The sequence below is a fragment of the Pseudomonadota bacterium genome (genome assembly GCA_039193195.1).
GTDB lineage: Bacteria > Pseudomonadota > Gammaproteobacteria > Steroidobacterales > JBCBZW01 > JBCBZW01.
The window spans coordinates 169,899-189,242 of the sequence record JBCCWS010000006.1 but is presented as its reverse complement, the minus strand read 5'-3'; the positions used below and the strand labels follow the sequence as shown (position 1 = coordinate 189,242).

Annotated in this window: 13 protein-coding genes, 1 pseudogene and 1 riboswitch; of the genes and pseudogenes, 6 read left to right on the top strand and 8 right to left on the bottom strand. The window is 64.7% G+C overall.

Annotation, left to right across the window (positions count from 1 at the left end; genetic code table 11):
* Positions 1-297 precede the first annotated feature (297 nt).
* The gene (locus tag AAGA68_08310) at positions 298-1,233 is read right to left on the bottom strand and encodes a LysR family transcriptional regulator (protein MEM9385052.1); all 936 of its coding nucleotides are present in this window, start codon (positions 1,231-1,233) and stop codon (positions 298-300) included.
* A 100-nt stretch (positions 1,234-1,333) separates the two neighbouring features.
* Here AAGA68_08310 and AAGA68_08305 point away from each other — a divergent pair, with 100 nt between their 5' ends.
* Positions 1,334-2,128, top strand: coding sequence for an aldo/keto reductase (locus tag AAGA68_08305; protein MEM9385051.1), 795 nt, complete (start codon positions 1,334-1,336; stop codon positions 2,126-2,128).
* Between the two features lie 90 nt (positions 2,129-2,218).
* Here AAGA68_08305 and AAGA68_08300 read toward each other — a convergent pair whose 3' ends face one another.
* Positions 2,219-4,855 (bottom strand): protein kinase, encoded by a 2,637-nt coding sequence (locus AAGA68_08300; protein MEM9385050.1) that lies wholly within the window; start codon positions 4,853-4,855, stop codon positions 2,219-2,221.
* Between the two features lie 470 nt (positions 4,856-5,325).
* On the opposite strand from AAGA68_08300, the gene AAGA68_08295 reads away from it, so the two are divergent.
* From AAGA68_08295 to cobU, 5 genes and pseudogenes are all read left to right on the top strand, one after another.
* The gene (locus AAGA68_08295; GenBank protein MEM9385049.1) at positions 5,326-6,033 is read left to right on the top strand and encodes a hypothetical protein; all 708 of its coding nucleotides are present in this window, start codon (positions 5,326-5,328) and stop codon (positions 6,031-6,033) included.
* A gap of 167 nt (positions 6,034-6,200) precedes the next feature.
* Positions 6,201-10,100, top strand: a complete 3,900-nt coding sequence (locus tag AAGA68_08290) for a hypothetical protein (GenBank protein ID MEM9385048.1) — start codon at positions 6,201-6,203, stop codon at positions 10,098-10,100.
* A gap of 29 nt (positions 10,101-10,129) precedes the next feature.
* Entirely contained in the window at positions 10,130-10,405 is a 276-nt protein-coding gene (locus tag AAGA68_08285) for a cobaltochelatase subunit CobN (protein MEM9385047.1), read from the top strand.
* Positions 10,406-10,827: 422 nt separating this feature from the next.
* Positions 10,828-11,271 (top strand): annotated as a pseudogene (gene dksA, locus AAGA68_08280) (RNA polymerase-binding protein DksA).
* Between the two features lie 180 nt (positions 11,272-11,451).
* Positions 11,452-11,970 carry a bifunctional adenosylcobinamide kinase/adenosylcobinamide-phosphate guanylyltransferase gene (gene cobU / locus AAGA68_08275; GenBank protein ID MEM9385046.1) on the top strand — a complete coding sequence of 173 codons (519 nt, stop codon included), beginning with the start codon at positions 11,452-11,454 and terminating at the stop codon, positions 11,968-11,970.
* Here cobU and cobD read toward each other — a convergent pair.
* From cobD to AAGA68_08245, 6 genes are read right to left on the bottom strand one after another with little or no spacing between them, the layout of a single operon-like run.
* The gene (gene cobD, locus AAGA68_08270) at positions 11,954-12,952 is read right to left on the bottom strand and encodes a threonine-phosphate decarboxylase CobD (protein ID MEM9385045.1); all 999 of its coding nucleotides are present in this window, start codon (positions 12,950-12,952) and stop codon (positions 11,954-11,956) included. The genes cobU and cobD overlap by 17 nt on opposite strands.
* 23 nt (positions 12,953-12,975) lie before the next feature.
* Positions 12,976-14,028 carry an adenosylcobinamide-phosphate synthase CbiB gene (cbiB, locus tag AAGA68_08265; protein MEM9385044.1) on the bottom strand — a complete coding sequence of 351 codons (1,053 nt, stop codon included), beginning with the start codon at positions 14,026-14,028 and terminating at the stop codon, positions 12,976-12,978.
* Positions 14,025-15,581: a cobyric acid synthase gene (locus AAGA68_08260; protein ID MEM9385043.1), complete on the bottom strand. Its 1,557-nt coding sequence runs from the start codon at positions 15,579-15,581 to the stop codon at positions 14,025-14,027. The genes cbiB and AAGA68_08260 overlap by 4 nt, the downstream gene beginning before the upstream one ends.
* Before the next feature lie 8 nt (positions 15,582-15,589).
* On the bottom strand, positions 15,590-15,877 hold the full coding sequence (locus tag AAGA68_08255) for a hypothetical protein (GenBank protein ID MEM9385042.1): 288 nt from the start codon (positions 15,875-15,877) through the stop codon (positions 15,590-15,592).
* Positions 15,874-16,749 carry an ABC transporter substrate-binding protein gene (locus AAGA68_08250; GenBank protein ID MEM9385041.1) on the bottom strand — a complete coding sequence of 292 codons (876 nt, stop codon included), beginning with the start codon at positions 16,747-16,749 and terminating at the stop codon, positions 15,874-15,876. The genes AAGA68_08255 and AAGA68_08250 overlap by 4 nt, the downstream gene beginning before the upstream one ends.
* A 53-nt stretch (positions 16,750-16,802) precedes the next feature.
* Positions 16,803-18,680, bottom strand: a complete 1,878-nt coding sequence (locus tag AAGA68_08245) for a TonB-dependent receptor (protein ID MEM9385040.1) — start codon at positions 18,678-18,680, stop codon at positions 16,803-16,805.
* A 146-nt stretch (positions 18,681-18,826) separates the two neighbouring features.
* Positions 18,827-19,027: riboswitch (cobalamin riboswitch) on the bottom strand.
* Positions 19,028-19,344: the final 317 nt, after the last annotated feature.

Below are 19,344 nucleotides of genomic sequence, written 5' to 3'. Positions count from 1 at the left end.
TAGGAAGGTGCACATTGCCATGTGGCGTTGTGGGGCACTAGTCGCCGCGGACGATGTGATCAGGCGGAGAAGCACTAGGGAGTTCGTTCATTCGCAACCACCATTCCGCCCGCTTGTCATGGAAGCCTGCGGGGGGTGCACACCTCTGGGCGCAGGCAGGGCGCCGTTTGACCCATGGCGTGGCGTTGGCGACGAAGTCGCCGGGCACCCTACAGAGGTCCCAGGCGCGCAGTTCACCCAAGTCGGTCGCCCCGGAGGCAAGCATGGCTGGCGGGGTCCACACAGTCGGTCGGTGCGCTAGTCGATGGCGCGTAGCGTGCTTGCTTCCACACCGCCGATCGATCTTATGTGTCGATGAAGAAAATCTAGAAACACCACCAACCGTTTGGGTCGGTAGCGAGAGGACGGGTAGGCCACGTTGATCGGGAGGCGGGGGGCTCGCCACCTGGGGAGCAGGTCGAGGAGTTGACCGGACGCGAGGTCATCGTGCACGAACCAACGGGGCAGGATGGCCATCCCAACCCCCGCGAGGACAGCCTCCTTCAAGGCAACGATATTGTTAGTCGTGAGCCTGGGTCGGGGGAAGATGGTCGTTCGCGTTCCCCGTTCGTGGCGCAAGGGAATCCTCCCGCTTTCGAACGGTGCCAACGCCACCAGTGGGAGGCTCTCGGCGGCTTTGGGCGTGCGCAAGGGACCCTTACCGGTGCGCAGGGTCGGTGCTGTCACCAGCAATCGCTCAACGGACCCAAGTTCCCGAACGATGAGCGTGTCATCGGGTACGGCGCCGATCTTGATCCAGCAGTCGCAACCCACTTCGGCGAAGCGAATGGGGCGGTCGTCCAGCTCCCATCGGACGTCTAGTGCTGGGTTCTCCAGGAGAAACGCAGCGGCCAGTCGGGCCAGTGCCGTTTGGCCGAAGGCGACAGGTGCCACCACATGGATGGACCCTCGCAGGATGCCATCGTCGTGGTGATGACGCTCTTCCAGGGCTTCCCAGCCTCCCAGCATAGCGCGAGCGTCGACCAGCAGAGCCGCGCCCGCCTCGGTCAGGGTAAGCGAGTGTGTAGTGCGGGTGATCAGCTGCTTGCGCAGGCGCGACTCGAGCTCCGCGAGCTGCCTGCTGGCTGCGGGCTGAGACAGGCCCAAGCCACGTGCGGCTTCGCTTATGCTACCGGCTTCGGCGATCCGCACGAAGGTGCTGAGTAAGGTGAGTCGATCGAAGGCTTTGCTCATGCGTAATACGCATATCAGATATCCGCGTTAGTCGTCTACCGAGGTCGTCGAAAGCTCGCCAGAGTGTTCCCCACACTCGATCACCTACGTGAGGAACGCCATGAACGACAACAATCGCACCGCGGGCATCAACCGGACTTTCCGCCTCGGCAGGGACCTGGAGATCAATCGGCTTGGATACGGCGCCATGCGCCTTACCGGCCAGCCGGGCAACTACGGAGCCTTCGAAGACCGGGAGCATGGCCTCGCCCTATTGCGTCGAGCCGCCGCCCTCGGCGTGAACTTTTTCGATAGTGCTTGGGCCTACGGCCCGGAGGTTGCGGATCAAATCGTGGGCGAGGCGCTCGGCGACGCGAGCGTTGTCATTGCCACGAAGGGCGGTGTCGACAAGCCAGCGGCTGGGAAGATCACGGTCGATGGATCCCGCGACGCGCTCCACCGCCAGATCGATGGCGCGCTCGGAAACATTCGCCGGGATCGGATCGATCTCTTCCAGCTGCATCGCGTGGATCCGGAAACGCCCATCGAGGTGTCCGTGGCGGCGCTCGCCGAGGCGCAGGCCGACGGGCGAGTAGGGCACATCGGTCTGTCCAACGTCACGCGCGGCGAGCTTGATCGTGCCCTGTCGGTGGCGCCCATCGCCAGCGTGCAGAACCGCTTCAACATGGCCGAGCGGGAGACTCAGGACGACCTCGTCGACTACACCGCTGAGCGGCACGTTGCCTTCATACCTTACGGTCCCCTGGGGGCCCATCCGATGAAGCGCGGCGCGACTCTCGAGCCCGTGAAGGCGCTCGCGTGGTTGTTGGCTCGATCGCCCAATGTGATCGTTATCCCCGGCACCACATCAATCGCACATCTCGAACAGAACGTCTCGGCTTGGGATCGGGTGTAATCGACTGAGTACCCGCGTGATCGGCTCACTCCCGTACTGCGGGGCACCGACGCGTCGTTACCCTGCTCGACGAGCTCGACATCACCAACCTCAAGGGAGGAGCTCAGCTGGCACCATTGCCAGCCTCTCGATTTCACTAGGCTCTACCTCTTGCGCCAACTCGTTGGCCGCCAGTTCGAACTGGGCAAGATCGCCGCCTCCCTCGTACAGCGCGAGTCGCGCCACCAGCAGGCGCAGTCGCAAGGCCCACAGGGCGCCAGGCGCGGCAGCTTCGAGCCACTCCACGCGCAGGATGTCGAGATAGGAACGCGCCTGCGCCGGACGTCGCAGCTCCAGCAGGGCGTTGGCGTAGTAGTAGCTGAACAGGGCGATCGCCGGCATCGGAGCTGGCGTAACACTATCGAAGTATGCCTGGGTGACATCTAGATGGGCCAGTGCCTCTTCCGCGCGCCCCATCAGATAGAGGAGGTTGCCGAGGTTGCCGCCGACGTAGGCGCAATAGGGCGTCATCTCGCCCGTACAAAAGCCCTCGCGTGCAGCCAGGTAGTGGGTCAAGGCCGCTTCCCGTTGGCCGATGGCGTTGAACTGCTGGGCCAAGGTGGCATGGACCCAGGCCGTTCGAGCGCTGTGCAGCCCATACATCTTGGTGGTGTCGCTTAGCACGGGCTGGAGCTGCGCAATCGCCTCGTCTTGGCGGCCGAGCATGCCCAGAATCTGGCCCTTCTGTCCGTCGCTGGCTAGGCGCTGCCACAGGGGGACGTCGAGGCCATTTCTCGCACGCACGCGGTCCAGCTCGCGCAGCGCCTCGAGCGCCAGTTCCAGGGCACCGGTGCGGGATAAGGACTCAGCGTAGGCCGACATGATGCCGTGGTAGTCAGCGTCCACATCACCCCGTAATCGGTAGCTCTGCACGGCCCCCTCCAGGGTGGATACCACGTCCCGAAACTTCAGGTGTGCGGCATGGATTCGGGCGTGCGCAAAGGCAGCGAGGCGATCTAGACGGGCCGCGGCCGACGGGTCGACGATCTGTGTGTGTTCCGTGTTGGCCATCACCTCGATAGCCTCGTCCGCGTGCTGGTTACTAGCCAAGCGTTCGGCTAGACGATAGGCACTCCCGAGCGCCTGCTCACTGGCGGGGCCGTGCAGCGCTCGCATGAGCGATACGGTACGCCGGCGTTCGCGAAACAGCTCCTCTAGGCGCTTGTGACCATCGTATATCTCCACCAAGGCAGCGTTGATCGCCACGCGAATACGCAGATCCTCCGGCTCCTCCCGATCCAGGCTTGCGGACACCCGATCGAGCGCCTTCGCCAGGGCTTCGTAGGCAGCCCCCGTCTCCGTACGCGGGTCACCGGCGGCGCGTAGAAACTCGACCAGGAAGTCTGTGGCTTGGCTGTTGATCGCACGCTCCGTATCGGCAGCGCGCTGCATGCGTTGCGCATGCCAGGCGAAGGCTGCCGAAAATACGGTACCTAGGGCGAGAGCCACCAGCAGCGCAACGATCCAGGGGCGGCGCTGACGCAGGCGCTCGTATCGCGCCAGGGCCCTAATCTCTCGTGTACGCTCCCCCAGCTGACACAGGGCGTTAAGCATCTCCTGCACAGAGCCATAGCGGCGAGCCGGATCCCCCTCCGTGGCCCGCGCGATGAGCTCACGCAGCGCCAGGTCATCTACCTCGCGTTGCCAGCCCGTGGCGAAGGGACGGCGAAAGTCGCCCGCGAACAGCTGGTATAGAACCACCCCAAGGGCAAAGACATCGCCAACGGCAGAGGGCCCCGATCGCAAACACTCGGGGGCGACGTACAGGGGAGTTCCGCCATCCGCCGTTAGGTCTTGCTCGCTCATGGTCAAGCCGATCGGGCGCAGGTTGTTCTCGGCGAACACCTCCTCGTAGCGCTTGCGGGCACAGCCCAGATCCGTGAGTCGCAGGCGCCAGGTGCACCCATGGTCCCGCGCAATGAGGATGTTCGCTGGCTTTAGATCGCCGTGGATCACGCCGGTTCCATGGAGCGCAACGACCGCCTCCAGGAGCTGTGTTGCCAGGTCCAGTTTGCCCTGCATCGTCCAGGGTTCGCTGGCACAGAGCTGCCAGGTGAGAAGATCCTGCCCTTGGTCGCTGAAGAGCAGGTGCTGGTAGGGGTCATCGAATTGCGCGTGCAGGGGCGGGGACAAGGCCGCGTGATCGGGCACCTGAGTGGCGATCAGCTGCCAAAAGGAATACTCGCGCACCAAGCGTCGGGCGCCCTGCCCGTCGGTTGCCACCTTGGCCACGACCACCGCCTCGTCGAGGCGAGCTCGCCACACCTCTACGCCATCACGCGCCGCTAGGGCCATCTCCAGCAGGCAGTCGCCTACCCGATCGCCGCAGCTTAAACGGGTGCTTGGCAGTACTTGATCGAGCACGCGGCGCTGAATCTCGCCATCGAAGACGTAGCCCTCACCGCGCTTGTTCTGAATCAGCGCCTTGTAGCGCTGGCCTAGGGCCTTGCGCACCTTATGGATCCACTGACCTACCTTGCGTGCCTCGTCCGGCGTCAGACCGTACTGAAACGGCTGCAGAGCCCGCGGCGAGTGCATGAGCTGCACCAAACTTGCCAGGGGTTTTGGCTCGAGCTGCACCGGTGAGCCGTCGATGAGCAGCTGGCGGCGAGCTGTGTTCAACACGATCTGGTTGTCGCCGTAGACGTACTCGAAGCGTCCATCGGCGAGAAGCAAGTCACCGTCCATCGATTGGTCTCCTTGATTGCAAGGCCTGAAGGCGTGCCGACCACGCGGCACTCCTCGCGCTGATCGCGTGGCGCCATCGCCCTCAAATGCCCCCGGGAGACTGCCTCTAGTACGCCCCCAAGCGCTGCCAGGGCGGCCCCATCAAACTCCCGAGAGACTTGCCCAAGGGGTTGATTTCCCGACCCCTTTGGCCGTTCGAAACACTTCCGAGAAGCTTCGCCCCTCGCCACCAGCGCGCAGCCACCAGCACCATCGTCAGGGCGATCGCGAGCGAACGCCGCAACACGCTGCGAAGTAGTGCGGCGGTCGCGGTGCGCTTCGCACTCTCGTCCCCTGAGGATCGGTCGGGGGTGCCCCGGCGGCGCCAAGGTGGCCCTGCGCGAAGGGCCGAAGGTGATACGAAGGAGTCCACTTCCAATGCACTACGGCAACAGCACGGCCAGCGCCGCAAGGGTTCGTGGGCGCGTTCGATGAGCGTCGGCTGGCCAAGCACGCCCTTCGGTGCTCTCGGTGCTCTCAGGGCCCTGTTCAGCCTCATCCTGGGGCTGAGCCTGTGGAGCGCCGATGCCCTCGCCGATTCGACGTGCCAGGACCTCCTGACGCGGACGGAGCCGGCGGGCCTCGTACGGGTGCTTCCCATTCTCGAAAATCGCTGCGCCACGCCCTTCACACAAGCCGAGCAGCTATTCGTTGCCGGCGCCGGCGGCTGGTGGCTACGCACCTGCGCCTTCCCAGCCCACCACACATCTCGCGCCAGGTTGCTTACGTTCTTTTCATCCTCGGCCATCGTCGCCGCCGTAGGCCGGCGCTATGCACTCCCAGGCACGGCTGCCGACACAGCGTACGCAAGCACCAGCGCAGCCCCGTACTCGGCTGGAAGCCGCGCCGCCGCAGCCATCGGTTGCAGCGCCCGCGGCAAACGCATCGCCGAGGGCATCGATGCCTGGCTCCTGCTGGGTGCACGTGGCTCGGACGGCGACTTCGTGAGGGGCTGCGTTTCCTTCTTCGGCGGTCGCCACTCCGAAGAGGACTGCACGTGCCTCGCCGATATTGGCGCGAGCGTCTTACCCAACTTGCACGCCAGTCACTTCACGCGGGACAGCGTGCAGCGAATCACCCGCACCAATCCGCTGCTGGGTCTTCAGATCGCCCTGAAATGCGGGCTTGCGGAGCCGTAGACCGGTGCGACGTCAGGGCAGTTAGTGCCACAAGGGAGGAAGACGAGTGACCTAGTGAGGAGCGTAGAGACATCGAAAGATGTCCGGGAGAAGGAATGTTGATGTTATCCAAAGCGATGTGTAAGAGGACTTTAACGATGAATGCAATGCAACCTCCCACGGAGAGGATGAGAAGGAACCCCGCCTGGTGGGGTTGCCTGGCGGCCTGCGGACTCTCACTGGGCGTTGGCGGTCAAGCCCTCGCCGCGGTGGATGTCGATGTGCAGCTATCAGCAAACCCGGCGCAAACGTCGGAGCAGGTCATCGTGTCGATTGCGGTGTCGAATCCCGGCACTTCTCTCGAGACGGATTTGAGGGTCACGACCCCGTACCCTGCGGGCGTGAACAACCTGTCCGAAAGCCTGGTACTCGGTGGCCTGAGTGTGTCCGAGTCCTGCGCCCAAGCGAACGATGGCAATAGCAGCAGCTGCAGCGAAGGGGATCTGCTGATCTGGAACCTCGCCCCGCTAGCGCCAGGGGCAGCCACGATCCTGTCGTTTCCCGTCACCGTCTCAGCGGGCGCCTTCGAAGGCAGCGCGATCCCTTGGGTTGCGGAAGTCACGGAGTTCGGTGTCGTACGCAGCAGCGACGATGCTTCGATCATCGTCGATGGCAACGCGGTAGCCTCCCTGACGATCGCCGAGGATCAGGATCCCGTCGGTGCGGGCGAACTGCTGACCTACACGGTGGACTACGGCAATCCCTCCGTCACCAACTTCAACGACGCGGTTCTCACCGTGGACGTTCCCGCAGGCACCACGGTAGTCAGTGCTTCCGGCGGCGCCGTGGTCGACGGCAACGAAGTCAGCTGGAGCTTCGGCAACCTACCGGCGGGCTTCGTCGGTCGTGAACGCGTCTCCGTGGCCGTGGATACGGGCCTTGCGCCGGGCACTCTGCTGCCGGTCGATGGCGAGTTCGCCGGCACCTCCAACTTCCTGCCCTCCACGCGCACCACGCGCGAGATCGCCTACGTCAACAACGGTGGCCCCCTGGCGCTGTCCGTCAACATCAACGCCTCGCCCGCGCAGCCCAGCGAGCAGGTACTGGTGAGCTTGAACCTAGCCAACACCGCTAACTTCCCGGTGTTCGATGCGCAGGTGCTCCTGCGCTACCCAGGCCGCCTGTTCAACTTGAGCGAATCGCTCACGGTGGGCGGGCTGAACGTGAGCGCCTCCTGCGCCCAAGCCAACGACGGTAACTCCAGCTCCTGCTCGATCAACGATCTTCTGATCTTCGACTTCGATCAGCTGAACCCTGGGCAGTCGATCGAGCTGTCCTTCCCCGTGACCGTTGGCAGCAGCGCCCCCAGTGGCACGCTGATCGATTGGGAGGCGCGTATCAGCGAAGCTAACGGCTCCCTTGCCTGGGAGAGTGTGACGCTGCCCGTGGACGGCAACGCCGTCGCCTCTCTCTCCATCGACGAGGACCGCGACCCCATCCCGGCGGGCGAGGTGCTCACCTACACGCTCAACTACGGCAATCCGTCCACCACGAGTTTCAACGACACGCAGCTTGCGCTCACGCTGCCGCCTGGCACGACGCTGCTCACCGCCTCGGGCAACTTCATGGTGAATGGCGATGAGATCAGCTGGGACTTCGGTGACCTGCCCACGGGCTTTGTCGGCCGCGAGACGCTCTCGGTCACCGTCGACGCAGGCCTCACCGCGGGCACTCTACTGGCGGTCAACGGCGAGCTCACAGGCACCTCCAACTTCCTCCCCTCCGTGCGGCGCATCCGCGAGACTGCCTACGTGAATGACGGTGGCCCCTTGGCCCTGACCGTGAACGTGAACCCCGCACCGGCTCAGCCCAACGAGCAAGTCCTGATCAGCTTGAACCTAGCGAACACCAGCAACAGCCCCGTGCTCGATGCGCAGGTACTCGTGCGCTACCCGGGGGGGATCTTCAACCTCTCGGAGTCGCTGACCCTTGGCGGCCTGAACGTCTCTGCATCCTGCGCCCAGGCGAACGACGGCAACTCCTCGAGCTGCTCGATCAACGACCTGCTCATCTGGGACTTCGACCAGCTCAACCCAGGTCAGTCCATCGAGCTGTCCTTCCCTGTCACCGTGGGCAGCAGTGCGCCCAGCGGTGCATTGATCGATTGGGAGGCACGCGTGACCGAAGCAAACGGCTCTCGCGCCTGGGAGAGCACCACGCTCGCCGTGGACGCCAACGCGGTCGCATCCCTGGCGATCGATGAAGACCAGGATCCGATCGCCGCCGGCGAGCTGATGACCTATACACTCACCTATGGCAACCCATCGGTCACCAGCCTCAACGATGCTCAGCTGACCTTCACGCTACCCGCCGCCGTCACCCTGGTGGCCCTGAGCGATGGCGCCATGGTGAACGGTGACGAGGTGAGCTGGAACTTCGGTGATCTGCCCACGGGCTTCGTCGGCCAGGAGTCGGTGACGGTCATGGTCGATGCAGGTTTGGCCCCGGGTACGCTACTCGCCGCCAACGGTGAGCTCCAGGGCACCTCCAACTTCCAGCCGAGCGTCCGGCGTATCCGCGAGACGGCCTACGTGAACGATGGTGGCCCCCTTGCCTTGTCCATGAACGTCAACCCCTCCCCGGCAACGCCCGGTGAGCAGGTGCTGGTCAGCCTGAATCTGACGAACACCAGCAATAGCCCCGTTCTCGATGCAGAGGTCCTGGTGCGCTACCCCGAACGTCTGTTCAGCCTCTCCGAGGCGCTGACGCTCGGCGGCTTGAACGTGGGTAGCTCCTGTGCTCAGGCCAACGATGGCAACTCCTCCAGCTGCTCCGTGAACGATCTGCTGATCTGGAACTTCGACCAGCTCAACCCAGGCCAGTCCGTCGAGCTATCGTTCCCGGTCACGGTGGGTACCGGTGCCCCAAGCGGTGCGCTGGTCGATTGGGAGGCGCGCATCACCGAGGCGAATGGTTCACGGGCTTGGGAGAGCACGACGCTCGCCGTGGACAGCAACGCCGTGGCCGCCCTGTCGATCGACGAGAGTGCAGACCCGGCCGCGCCCGGTCAGGTGGTCAGCTATGCCGTCCGCTACGGCAACCCCTCGCAGAGTGGCATTTCCGATGCCTCTCTTACACTCACGCTGCCGAGCAACGTGATCTTCCTGGGGGCCACCGACGGAGGCGTCCTTGCGGGCACGCGCGTACGCTGGGAGCTGGGTGATCTCCCGGTGAACAGCATCGGTCAACGAGTGGTTCAGGTGCGCGTCAGGAATGTGGCCGAAGCCGGCGATCTGCTGGTGGTAGGAGCCACGCTCGAAGGCACCAGCGGCTTCGCCCCCACGGTCCGCCGGGTGCGCGAAACAGGCTACGTGTCGAGTCCCTTGCCTCTTGCGGTACGCTTCGCCGTCAACCCCCTACCGGCCCTGCCGGGGCAACAGACGAACGTGGTCGCCGTGGTGGATAACTTCACCAACAACACGATCCTCGACGCGCAGTTGGTCATCCGCTATCCCCAGCGCTTGAACAACTTGAACGAGGCGGAGGCCACCGGGGGCATCGACACGGGCGCTTCCTGCGCTCAGGCGAACGATGGCAACTCCAGCTCTTGTAGTGCCAACGACTTCTTGATCTGGAACATCGATAGCATCGATCCAGGCGAGCAGCTAACGGTGAGTCTCCCGCCGTTCGTGTCGTTGGGCACTAGCGAGGGCAGTATCGTCGACTGGCGCTTGCGGGTCACGGAGGCCACGGGCACGGAAAGCTGGCACGTGGTTCGTTTGCCCGTTGGAGCGGACAGTGACGCTGACGCCGATGGCATCGGTAACGCCTACGACAACTGCACGTTCGTGAGCAATACGGACCAGCGGGACTCGAATGGCGATGGCTTCGGCAATCTTTGCGACGGTGACTTCAACGGCGATCTACTCACCACGGGAATCGACTTCTTCCTGTTCCGCAACGAGATCCAGAGCACCGACAGCCCCGACCAGGATCTCGATGGTGATGGCATCGTGACCGGGGCGGACTTCGTCATCTTCCGTGGCCTGCTCGGGCAGCCGCCGGGACCGAGCGAAATCGTGCCCTAGGGAGAGTCTCCCTCTGTGTTCGAGGCGAGATCGAGGGGCTTCGGCCCCTCGATCCACTAGGGCACCAGGCCCTTGATTCCCAGGGTGGCTTCAAGATGGCGGTGACGGTGGATTACCTGTTCGACTGCGACGCCACGGCGAGGTTGGTGCGGGACGATCAGTACGCCGCTGTGACCGATGAATACGTAGGCGACGACGACACCCTCCCGTTCCCACAACGGCACAATCCGGACGCGCTGTACGACCGCTGCGAGCAGCTGATGGAGGCGATCCAGCAGGGGTTGTGGCAGGCCCCGGGGGATTGAGCGGATCTGCCGGAGGCGGAGGGGTGGCTGAGGGGATGAGGCGCCGACCAGACAGTCTCGCTCGTGCGGAACTCGCGTCCTCCCGTAGCCTTGCGGGCTCTAAGCGTAACCCTATAACATCCCTAGGCCTGCGTTTAGTAGGCCCGTTGGTATCCTGCTTTTGTGGCGTGCGAGTGCCGCGTCTCATCAGCGGCCCTCGCCGGGTTCCTTCAACGTAGCGCGCTCCGCTCACAGAGGGTCGAAGAATGGCGCAAACACCACGAGTCCGGCGGAAGGCAGCCACAAAGACCGCCAAGGCCAGCGGCAGGACTAAAGCCAAAGCGAGTTCGAAAGCCAAGGCAAGTTCGAAAGAGGTAGTAGCGCGCTCCAGCGTGCGATCGAAGGCGGCAACCGCCCCCCATGAGAATCGCTCCGCGGGACGCAGCGCCTACGGTGTGGCGCCCTACAAGCCGAAGAAGAACGAACCCTACATGAGCGAAGGCCAAGTCGAGCACTTTCGCACCATCCTCGAGAACTGGAAGGGTGCCCTGATGGAGGAGGTGGATCGCACGATTAACCTGCTTCAAGAGGGAGGCGGCGCGCTCCCCGACACGAACGATCGCGCGACCCAGGAGACCGACCTCGGCTTGGAACTGAGAACACGGGATCGGGGGCGCAAGCTGATTCGCAAAGTCGACGCCGCCCTGGAGCGCATCAGCGATGGCACCTATGGCTTTTGTGAGGAAACGGGCGAGGAGATCGGTCTGCGTCGTCTGGAGGCGCGTCCGATCGCGACGCTCTGCTTGGAAGCGCAGGAACGGCACGAACTCACCGAGCGTCACTACAGCAAGCGTGATGGACGGAGCGGCTTCGTGGGGGATCAGTAAAACCGGGTACCTGGAGCCGGCGCCTAGTCGTACTCCTTGCGTACACACTCCGGATCAAGGGTAGCGGTAAGCGCCTCCTCATGACGTAAGCGGGGCCGGGCGTGGTACCAGCTCGCGAACCGGTCAGGTCGCGTCCGGCCGGACGCCTACCCGCCAAGGCACCTAGAGAGCGATCTGCCTGTGACTGAACGACTGCACACACTGGTTCTTGGCGGCGCTAGATCAGGTAAGAGCGCTCGCGCGCTTGCGCTCATGGAGAACATGCGCCGGCCCGCGATGATCGCCACCGCCGAGCCGCGCGATGGCGAAATGGCGGCGCGAATCCAGCGTCATCGGCAGGAGCGCGGCGCGCACTGGGAGACGGTGGAATCGCCGCTCGGCCTGGCGCAGGCGATAGGGCAATTGCAGGACCGGTCGGACGGCATCGCCGTCGACTGCCTCACGCTGTGGCTGGCCAACCTGATGGAGGCGGTGCAACCTGGTGTTGACGAGGCGACCGATCAGCTCTTGGCCGCACTTCGTGATAGCGGTGTGCCGGTGGTGCTCGTGTCCAACGAAGTGGGCCTGGGCTTGGTGCCGGAGACCTCCCTGGGGCGGGCATTTCGAGACGCTCAGGGGCGCCTCAACCAACGCGTTGCGCAAACCGTCGCTACGGTCGAGTTCATTGCCGCCGGCATTCCCCTCAAGCTGAAGGGGTAGCCGCCTCGCGCAGGCGTGCCAGGCCCTGCTCGTCGGCGGGCAGTCCGATGCGCAAGTGATATCGCGACCAGTGAAATCGGCGCACATACACGCCCGATCGGGCGAGGTGGAACCACAGAGCATGGGCGTCGCGCACCCGCACGTAGCGAAACAACGAAGTACCCCCTTCAATCGACAGTTGATGAGCCGCGGCGACCTGGCACAACGTGTGATCAAGGTTTGCCTGCGCCTGCTGCAGTCGTTGACGCGTTTGTTCGTGCCAGCCCTTGTCCGCGTAGGCGAGCGTTCCCAGCCACAGGGCCGGGCCGGCCACCGCCCACTGCCCGAGCAGTTTCTCTACCGCCTTGATTACCCGATGCGGCGCGATGAGCGCGCCGAGCCTGACGCCGGCCAGGCCAAAGAACTTGCCGAACGATCGCAGGATCACCAGTCCGTCACGTCCGCCCCATTGGGCGAGCGATCGGGCCGGGGTGAGATCCGCATACGCCTCATCGATGATCAGCCAATGGCCCGTGTCCTCACGCGCCGCGCGTGCCGCTTCCAGTTCGGCCCGGTCGCACCCCTGCCCGGTTGGGTTATTGGGGTTGCACACGACGACGTCCTCGTCTGAGCTCGCTGCCAGCGGGTCGTCGACCTCGCGGATGGCGGCACCGGCAGCGCGCCACGCGTTCGCATGATCGGCGTACGTCGTGCGGCCCAGACAGATTCGGCGGGTTGATGCGCCGAGCACGGTGGGGAGCAAGCGGATGATCAGCTCGGTGCCGGGCACGGGCAGCACACTGTCCACCGGGGCACCGAACGCGCTGGCCATTGCTTCCCGGCAAGCATCGGAGGCCGCGCGGGTGGGTAGGTGATGGAGCGACCCCTCGGGAATCGTGGGGATCGGCCACGGCCAAGGATTGATGCCCGTGGAAAGATCAACCCAGGGAGTAGGTGCTTCGGGGAATGATGCCTGGAGGATATCCAGCGCACCGCCGTGCATGAGATCTGCCGAGAACTCTCCGCTCACCAGGCGGCCCCCAGGATCAGGCCCAACGCTGTGATGCCCGCGAGCACCGGCACCAGCACGAGTTCGATCGAGGTGCGATAGCGCTCAAGCGCCGTCGCCAGGGTGTTGGCATCGGGATCGGGCGCCTGCGGCCTGATCCAAGGTTCGTTCACTGTCTGCCCCTCGTACTGGCGCGGCCCCGATAGCCGCACATCCAGCATGCCCGCCGTTGCCGCCTCGGGCCAGCCGGCGTTCGGCGAGCGGTGGTTGGCTGCTTCCCGTCGTGCCGTTCTCCAGGCGACCTGATGCCGCTTGTGAGCCACCGTCACGATCAAGAGCGCGGTAACGCGTGCGGGGATCCAGTTAGCGAGGTCGTCGAGGCGGGCGGCGAATCCGCCAAACGCGTGGAAGCGATCGCTGCGGTGTCCGATCATCGAATCCAGGGTGTTGATGGCCTTGTAAGCGGCCATGCCGGGCAGGCCGAGCAACACGCCCCAGAACAGTGGCGCGACCACCCCATCGCAGGTGCTCTCGGCCAGTGTTTCGATTGACGCGCGCGCCACTGCGGGCGCATCCAAGGAATCGATGTCCCGGCCGACTACCCGGGCGACGGCGGCACGGGCGGCGTGCAGCTCGCCGCGGCTAAGGGGTGCGTGCACATCTGTTACGTGCTCACGCAGCGATCTGGCGGCGATCAGGCTGGAGGCGACAACGCCCGTGACGACGACGGCGGAGGTCGCTTGCGCGGTCGCGCCAATGAGCGTGGGTACGTTCGGTGGATAACCTAGTAGATCTGGAAGGTAAATGGTGAATACGCCCCATGTGCCCTGTTGTACGCTCCAGGCTACCGCCACCGTGACCGTGAGGATCACAACCGAGGTCATCAAGCCAGCGATGTAGCGTAGGGCGTGCGGGTGGTGCGCCACGTTGAACCGCCGTTCGCACCAGGCGGCCAGAGATCCGATCCAGACGACAGGGTGGCGTATCGCTCGATAGAGCCAGTCGGGCCACCCGAAGCGCCACTCCACCAGCAGCGCCACGAGCACGGTGGCGGCGCCGGTGGCACTCACGGACTGGAGGCCGGGGACGGCGACGGCTCTGAGGCCGATGGCTCTGACGGCGATGGCGCGGACGCGATGTCGAAGAGCTGGTGGATATCCAGATGCTCGGCCAGTCGGTCGGCCAGCTCGTCGAGCGCTGCGTCTACTTCTGCATCGAAGGAAAGGGTCGAGCCTGCGCCGGGTCGCCGTCTCTCCAGCCAAGCGCGCCGAAAGGCGTCGTTGGTGAACAACCCGTGCAGGTAACACCCCTCGATCCGCCCGTCGGGGCTGCGCGCACCATGGAAGCGCCGCTCTAGCCGCAGCATCGGGTGCGCGGTGAGCGCGGCCCCCTCACTTTTGCCCGAGTGGATCTCGTATCCACGCACGGGAGCATCGCTCGCGAGACACCGACCGCTCGCTTCGCGCACTTCTTTTTCGGGTCCCATCACCGTACGAAAGTCCAGTAAACCGAGGCCTTCGGTCGCCCCGGGGACACCGTCGAGCCCCTGCGGATCGGCAACGGATCGCCCGAGCATTTGCATCCCACCGCAGATCCCGGTGACCCAACCACCACGCCTCGCGTGCGCCACGATCTGCTCCGCCCATCCCTGGTCTCTCAGCATGTTGAGGTCGCCCAGGGTGGCCTTGGTACCTGGCAGCAGCACTACATCAGTGGTTGCGGGAAGGCGTGTGCCTGGCACCACGAAGCGAAGCTCGACGTTGGGTTCCGCGCGCAGTGGGTCAAGGTCATCGAAATTGGCGATGCGCGAGATCAGCGGAACCGCGATCTGCAGTGGCTCGACAAATGCCCGCACCTGCTCTTTCACCGCCTGCCGATTACCGGCGATAGGTCGCTCCAGGTCCACAGCGTCCTCAGCGGGAAGTCGACCGACTACGTCCAACCATGGAATGACGCCGAGACATGGCCAGCCGGTCTGCCGATGAATGACCTCGATACCCTCGGCGAACAGATCCGGGTCTCCGCGAAAGCGATTGATTATGAAAGCACGCACGTGGCTGGCATCGTTTGGCGCGAGCACCGTCTTGGTACCGACAATGGAAGCGATGACGCCACCCCGGTCGATATCGCCAATCAGGACCACGGGCACACCGGCCGCGCTGGCGAACCCCATGTTGGCGATATCGCCGTCGCGCAAATTGACTTCGGCGGGGCTTCCGGCGCCTTCGACGAGGATTAGATCGTTGTTCGTGACCAGATGGGAAAAGCTGTGGAGCACCCCGCCCAGCAACCGCTCGCGGCGGTCGCGGTAGTGGCGCGCCTCGAGGCGACCGATCGGACGGCCGTGCAGAAGTAGCCGTGCTCCGCGGTCGCTCTCTGGTTTGATCAGTACAGGATTGTGGTGAATGCTGGGCACCACACCGGCTGCCCGCGCCTGGAGCGCCTGGGCGCGGCCAATTTCGCCACCCTCCTGCGTGACCGCCGCGTTGTTCGACATGTTCTGCGGTTTGAATGGCGCAACGCGCAGCCCATGGCGCCGTGCCAAACGACAGAGGCCCGCAACGATCACCGACTTCCCGACGTTGGAACCGGTGCCTTGTATCATGAGGGCACGTGCCGCCATTAGAGACCTCAGCCACCGCTCACAGGTGATGCGGCATTGGGCAGGCGAGCACCGAGCCCGTGGCTGGGCAGTGCCTCGAAAGCCAGCATTGCCGCCAACGCGCGCGGTAGGCGAAACTCCCCAACGACGATACCGTGGCTCGGCGAACCGGCGCTGAACAGGGCGGCAGCGCTACGCCCAGGGGGTAGCGCTGTGGTCCCCAGCGCAATGGCGGCGAACATCACTCCCACTTGAGTTGCCGCGCCCAGCTCGACGAGCAACCACGTCTTGGTGGGGCAGTTCCCAGATGCACTCACCTGAGCGCTTCCCGCCCGGCAGCGGCGAGTGCCTCTACGGCGTCCACCAGGAACCAACCGCCACACGCCACCCACGCGGAATCCAGCGAAACACTGGGCAGCTCCCGCAGCTGGCGTTGAGCGATGGGGTGCGCCGATGGCGACCAAGCATCGGCATGGTTCGTGTTGGTGTCGAAGAACGCGAGCGCGAGAAGGTCGGGGCGCTCGTAGGCCAACCGTTCCAGTGGCAGGGGATGCCAGCCGGGCCGACGTTGGAAGTTGCGTAGCCCTGCAGTTCGCATCATCTCGTCGACCAGCGTGCCCGGGCCGGGGCTTACGCCCGATGGCGTCATGTACAGCGCTTCAACAGGCATTGGTGGCGGTTCGATGGCCGCTAGCCGCTGGTCCATGAGCGATGCCAGCCGCTGTCCGCGTTGCGCAACCCCCAACGCGGCCGAAAGCTCGACCAGATTGCGGCGGGCATCAGCGATTGTGCTCACGTAGGGTACTTGTAACACCTGCACGCCGGCACGCTCTAGGAACATCCGGGCATTCGGGCCGCCGCCGTAGTAGCGGACCACCAGATCGGGCTGCAGGATAAGCACGTCTTCGGCGCGGGGGCGAACGCTAGGCAAACCGCCGGCTGCATCCCGCACCCAGGAATACTGCTCGGTTGCGTCCGGAGACACTCGCAGTATTCGGTCGCGTCCTACAAGCCCTACGACATACTGATCGGCGCAATAGTCCAGACTGATGATACGCCGCGGTGCGGCGGCGCTCTCGGATTGTTCGCCTGTCTCCGCGGCCGGCGCCGACTCACCGTCGTCGACAACGGTGGCGGCGAGCACAGCGGAGCACCGGCCGAATCCGCACAACGCGGCAACCGTCAGCATCAGGGACAGCGCGAAAGCGACTGCTCCAGGCCTGAGCGGCTGACGCTTCGAGATCACAGGTGCCCGCGGAACCCGATCGTGCCGGATATCCCCGGCGTGCCGTAGCCGAAGATCTGCTGGTACTGCGCGTCGGCTGCGTTCTCGAGCCGCGCGAATAGCTCATAGCGTTCCCCGATTGCGTAGCTCGCGCTCACGTCGAGGCGCAACCAACGCTCGACGGCACCGCGGCTATCGGCCTCTTCCCCGTTGTAACGGGCGACGAGGGACGCGGAGAAGGGTCCGCGTGGCGTGAGCGAAAGCTCGACATCACCCGAGTTCTGCGGCACGCGGACAAGGCGAGCACCGGTGTTGTCACGAGCCTCGATGTAGGCATACGTGAGTCCCAGCCCCAGAATTGGCGTGAGCTGTATGGCCCCCGCGACCTCGAGGCCGCGATTGGTGGCACCCGGAACGTTGTCATAGCCTCCGATACCGAAGTCGAAGACGATCAGATTCTCGAAGTCCTGCTCGAACCACGTCGCGCTCAGGCTCGCCCGAGAGTTCACGCGCCAGTCGAACCCGACTTCCCACGAGTTGCTCGACTCCGGCTGTAGATCCGAGTTGGGTTCGCTGGCGCCGCAGCAGAAGAACGTGGTTTGGAAGAGCGTAGGCGCTTTGAAGCCTTGCCCCCATGCCGAACGTAGGGTCAGCCCGTCAAGGGGCGTCACCGCCAGCGACGCGCGCCCTGTAGTTTCCGCGCCGAAACGCTCGTGATCGTCGCGGCGTATGCCGGCGGACACCGCCACGGCGTCGATGGGCGAGTACTCCCACAACGCGAACACGCTGGCGATGGAGGTGTCCTCGTCGGTCTCGGTGCCCTCGTGCTCAGCACCCAGGGCGATGCGGTGCGCTTGCGCCGGGCGGAGCGTGGCCTGGCCGCGAAACACCGTGCGCTGACCATCGGCGGTGAAGCTAGAGATGCCGTCGGTGAAGTTCTCACGCTCGATATCCGCGTAACCGAACATCCCCATCAGGTCCAAGTGATCGTTCCATAACCCCTCGAAGCGTGCTGTGAGCGTGGCGGAGAGCTGGCGGCTGTCGCCCACCTCATCGCCGTCGACGACGCCGGTCTGGGAGCCGAAGCTGTCGAAATCATTCTCTGCGGTGACGTAGCGGATCGTCGCCTCAAGGCGTCCGTTCGCGGGCAATTCGATCGCGCCCGTCGCGTTCACGGTAAGTGACTCGAAGCCGTCGCTCTCCTCGTTGCCATCGGCTTCATCAGCCTTGGAGATGCCGTCCGTGCGGATCCCGCTCACCGCCACCCGGAACTCACCGCGATCGAAGCTGCCGGCCCCCGCGACCCCACTGCGGAGCGTGCCGAAGGATCCGCCCTCGAGAAAGCCAGAAAGCGGCGGCGCGAGCGCACCGCGATGGGTGATGATGTTCACGACACCACCGATCGCATCGGAGCCCCACAGCACGGACTGGGGGCCGCGCAGCACCTCTATCCTGGCGATGTCAGCGGTGTCCAAGGACGCGAAGTTGAATCCACCCCCTGGCGACGACGGATCGGTCACCGGCACCCCGTCGATCAATACCAGCGTTTGCTCGCTCGAGGCACCACGGATTCGGACCGACGCGAGCCCGCCGAAGGCACCGTTTTGATTGACGGTGACGCCGGGCACGGCGGCGATGGCATCGATGGCGAAGTCGTAACCGCGGCGCTCGATGTCCTCGGCCGTGATCACGGTAACGCTCGACGACACATCCGTGGCGGGGGTGGGCAAGCGCGTGCCCACCACGATTAGATTCTCGATCGGCTGTGCACCGATGACGGCCGGCGCAGTGTCATCAGGCGACTGCGCTAGCACGTTGACACTCGCCCCCATCGCGGCGACCGCGAGGAAGCAAGTCGTAGTGACCCGGTAAGGATCACTTGAACAGATGGGCATGATGATCTTCCCTGATGGCGCGGTTGCCGCCGCATCAACATCGACAACGAAACGACCCCGCCGCCGGACGTACCGGCGTGGCAACGGGGCGCACAAGTCGCTGCGTGGGAATGATCTATTCCTGTCCTGAAGGGCTGGACCCGGCCCCGGACGAGCGACGCGATGGCAGGTCTACTGACTCACGGGTCGTCGCCTAATGGCAGCAGCCTTCCCAGCGCCGGAGGGGATCCGGTGGGCCAGTGGCACGTTGCTGCCGGCTCTCCGCTTACAGTTGCGGGCACAGTCCCGGATTCCCACCGGGTTCCCTATCAAGTTCTTCTCAGAACACCATCTGTGCGCAATATGGTGCATGGGTTGGCGGGTGTCAATCGACGATTCCATGTCCCCGCGGGTGAAGCGGATCGGTCCGAGCTAGCGGGCTCCCGGCCACGCGGCTGAGCTGGAAGAAAGGGCTGCGGGGCTTGCGCTTGCGAGCGCTCGGAGGCCGCTGATGTATTCGTTCAGCTCGGCGAACACTCAGCGCCAGGACGCCTCGAGTGGTTGCGAAGGGCGGCGAGGAGCGGTGTCGCTCGGGCGGGGGAATTCGCGGCGCGTTGGCGAAAGTGGGTAAGCTCTATGACAAGCCGAGCCCGTACCGGTTTGCCGGGCACGGAGAGGATCTCTG

What these genes read in the sequence shown, in the direction of transcription:
- AAGA68_08310 (MEM9385052.1), bottom strand. Translation starts at nt 1,233, where the DNA reads ATGAGCAAAGCCTTCGATCGACTCACCTTACTCAGCACCTTCGTGCGG.
- AAGA68_08305 (MEM9385051.1), top strand. Translation starts at nt 1,334, where the DNA reads ATGAACGACAACAATCGCACCGCGGGCATCAACCGGACTTTCCGCCTC.
- AAGA68_08300 (MEM9385050.1), bottom strand. Translation starts at nt 4,855, where the DNA reads ATGGACGGTGACTTGCTTCTCGCCGATGGACGCTTCGAGTACGTCTAC.
- AAGA68_08295 (MEM9385049.1), top strand. Translation starts at nt 5,326, where the DNA reads ATGAGCGTCGGCTGGCCAAGCACGCCCTTCGGTGCTCTCGGTGCTCTC.
- AAGA68_08290 (MEM9385048.1), top strand. Translation starts at nt 6,201, where the DNA reads ATGAGAAGGAACCCCGCCTGGTGGGGTTGCCTGGCGGCCTGCGGACTC.
- cobD (MEM9385045.1), bottom strand. Translation starts at nt 12,952, where the DNA reads ATGCACGGCGGTGCGCTGGATATCCTCCAGGCATCATTCCCCGAAGCA.
- AAGA68_08260 (MEM9385043.1), bottom strand. Translation starts at nt 15,581, where the DNA reads ATGGCGGCACGTGCCCTCATGATACAAGGCACCGGTTCCAACGTCGGG.
- AAGA68_08250 (MEM9385041.1), bottom strand. Translation starts at nt 16,749, where the DNA reads ATGCTGACGGTTGCCGCGTTGTGCGGATTCGGCCGGTGCTCCGCTGTG.
- AAGA68_08245 (MEM9385040.1), bottom strand. Translation starts at nt 18,680, where the DNA reads ATGCCCATCTGTTCAAGTGATCCTTACCGGGTCACTACGACTTGCTTC.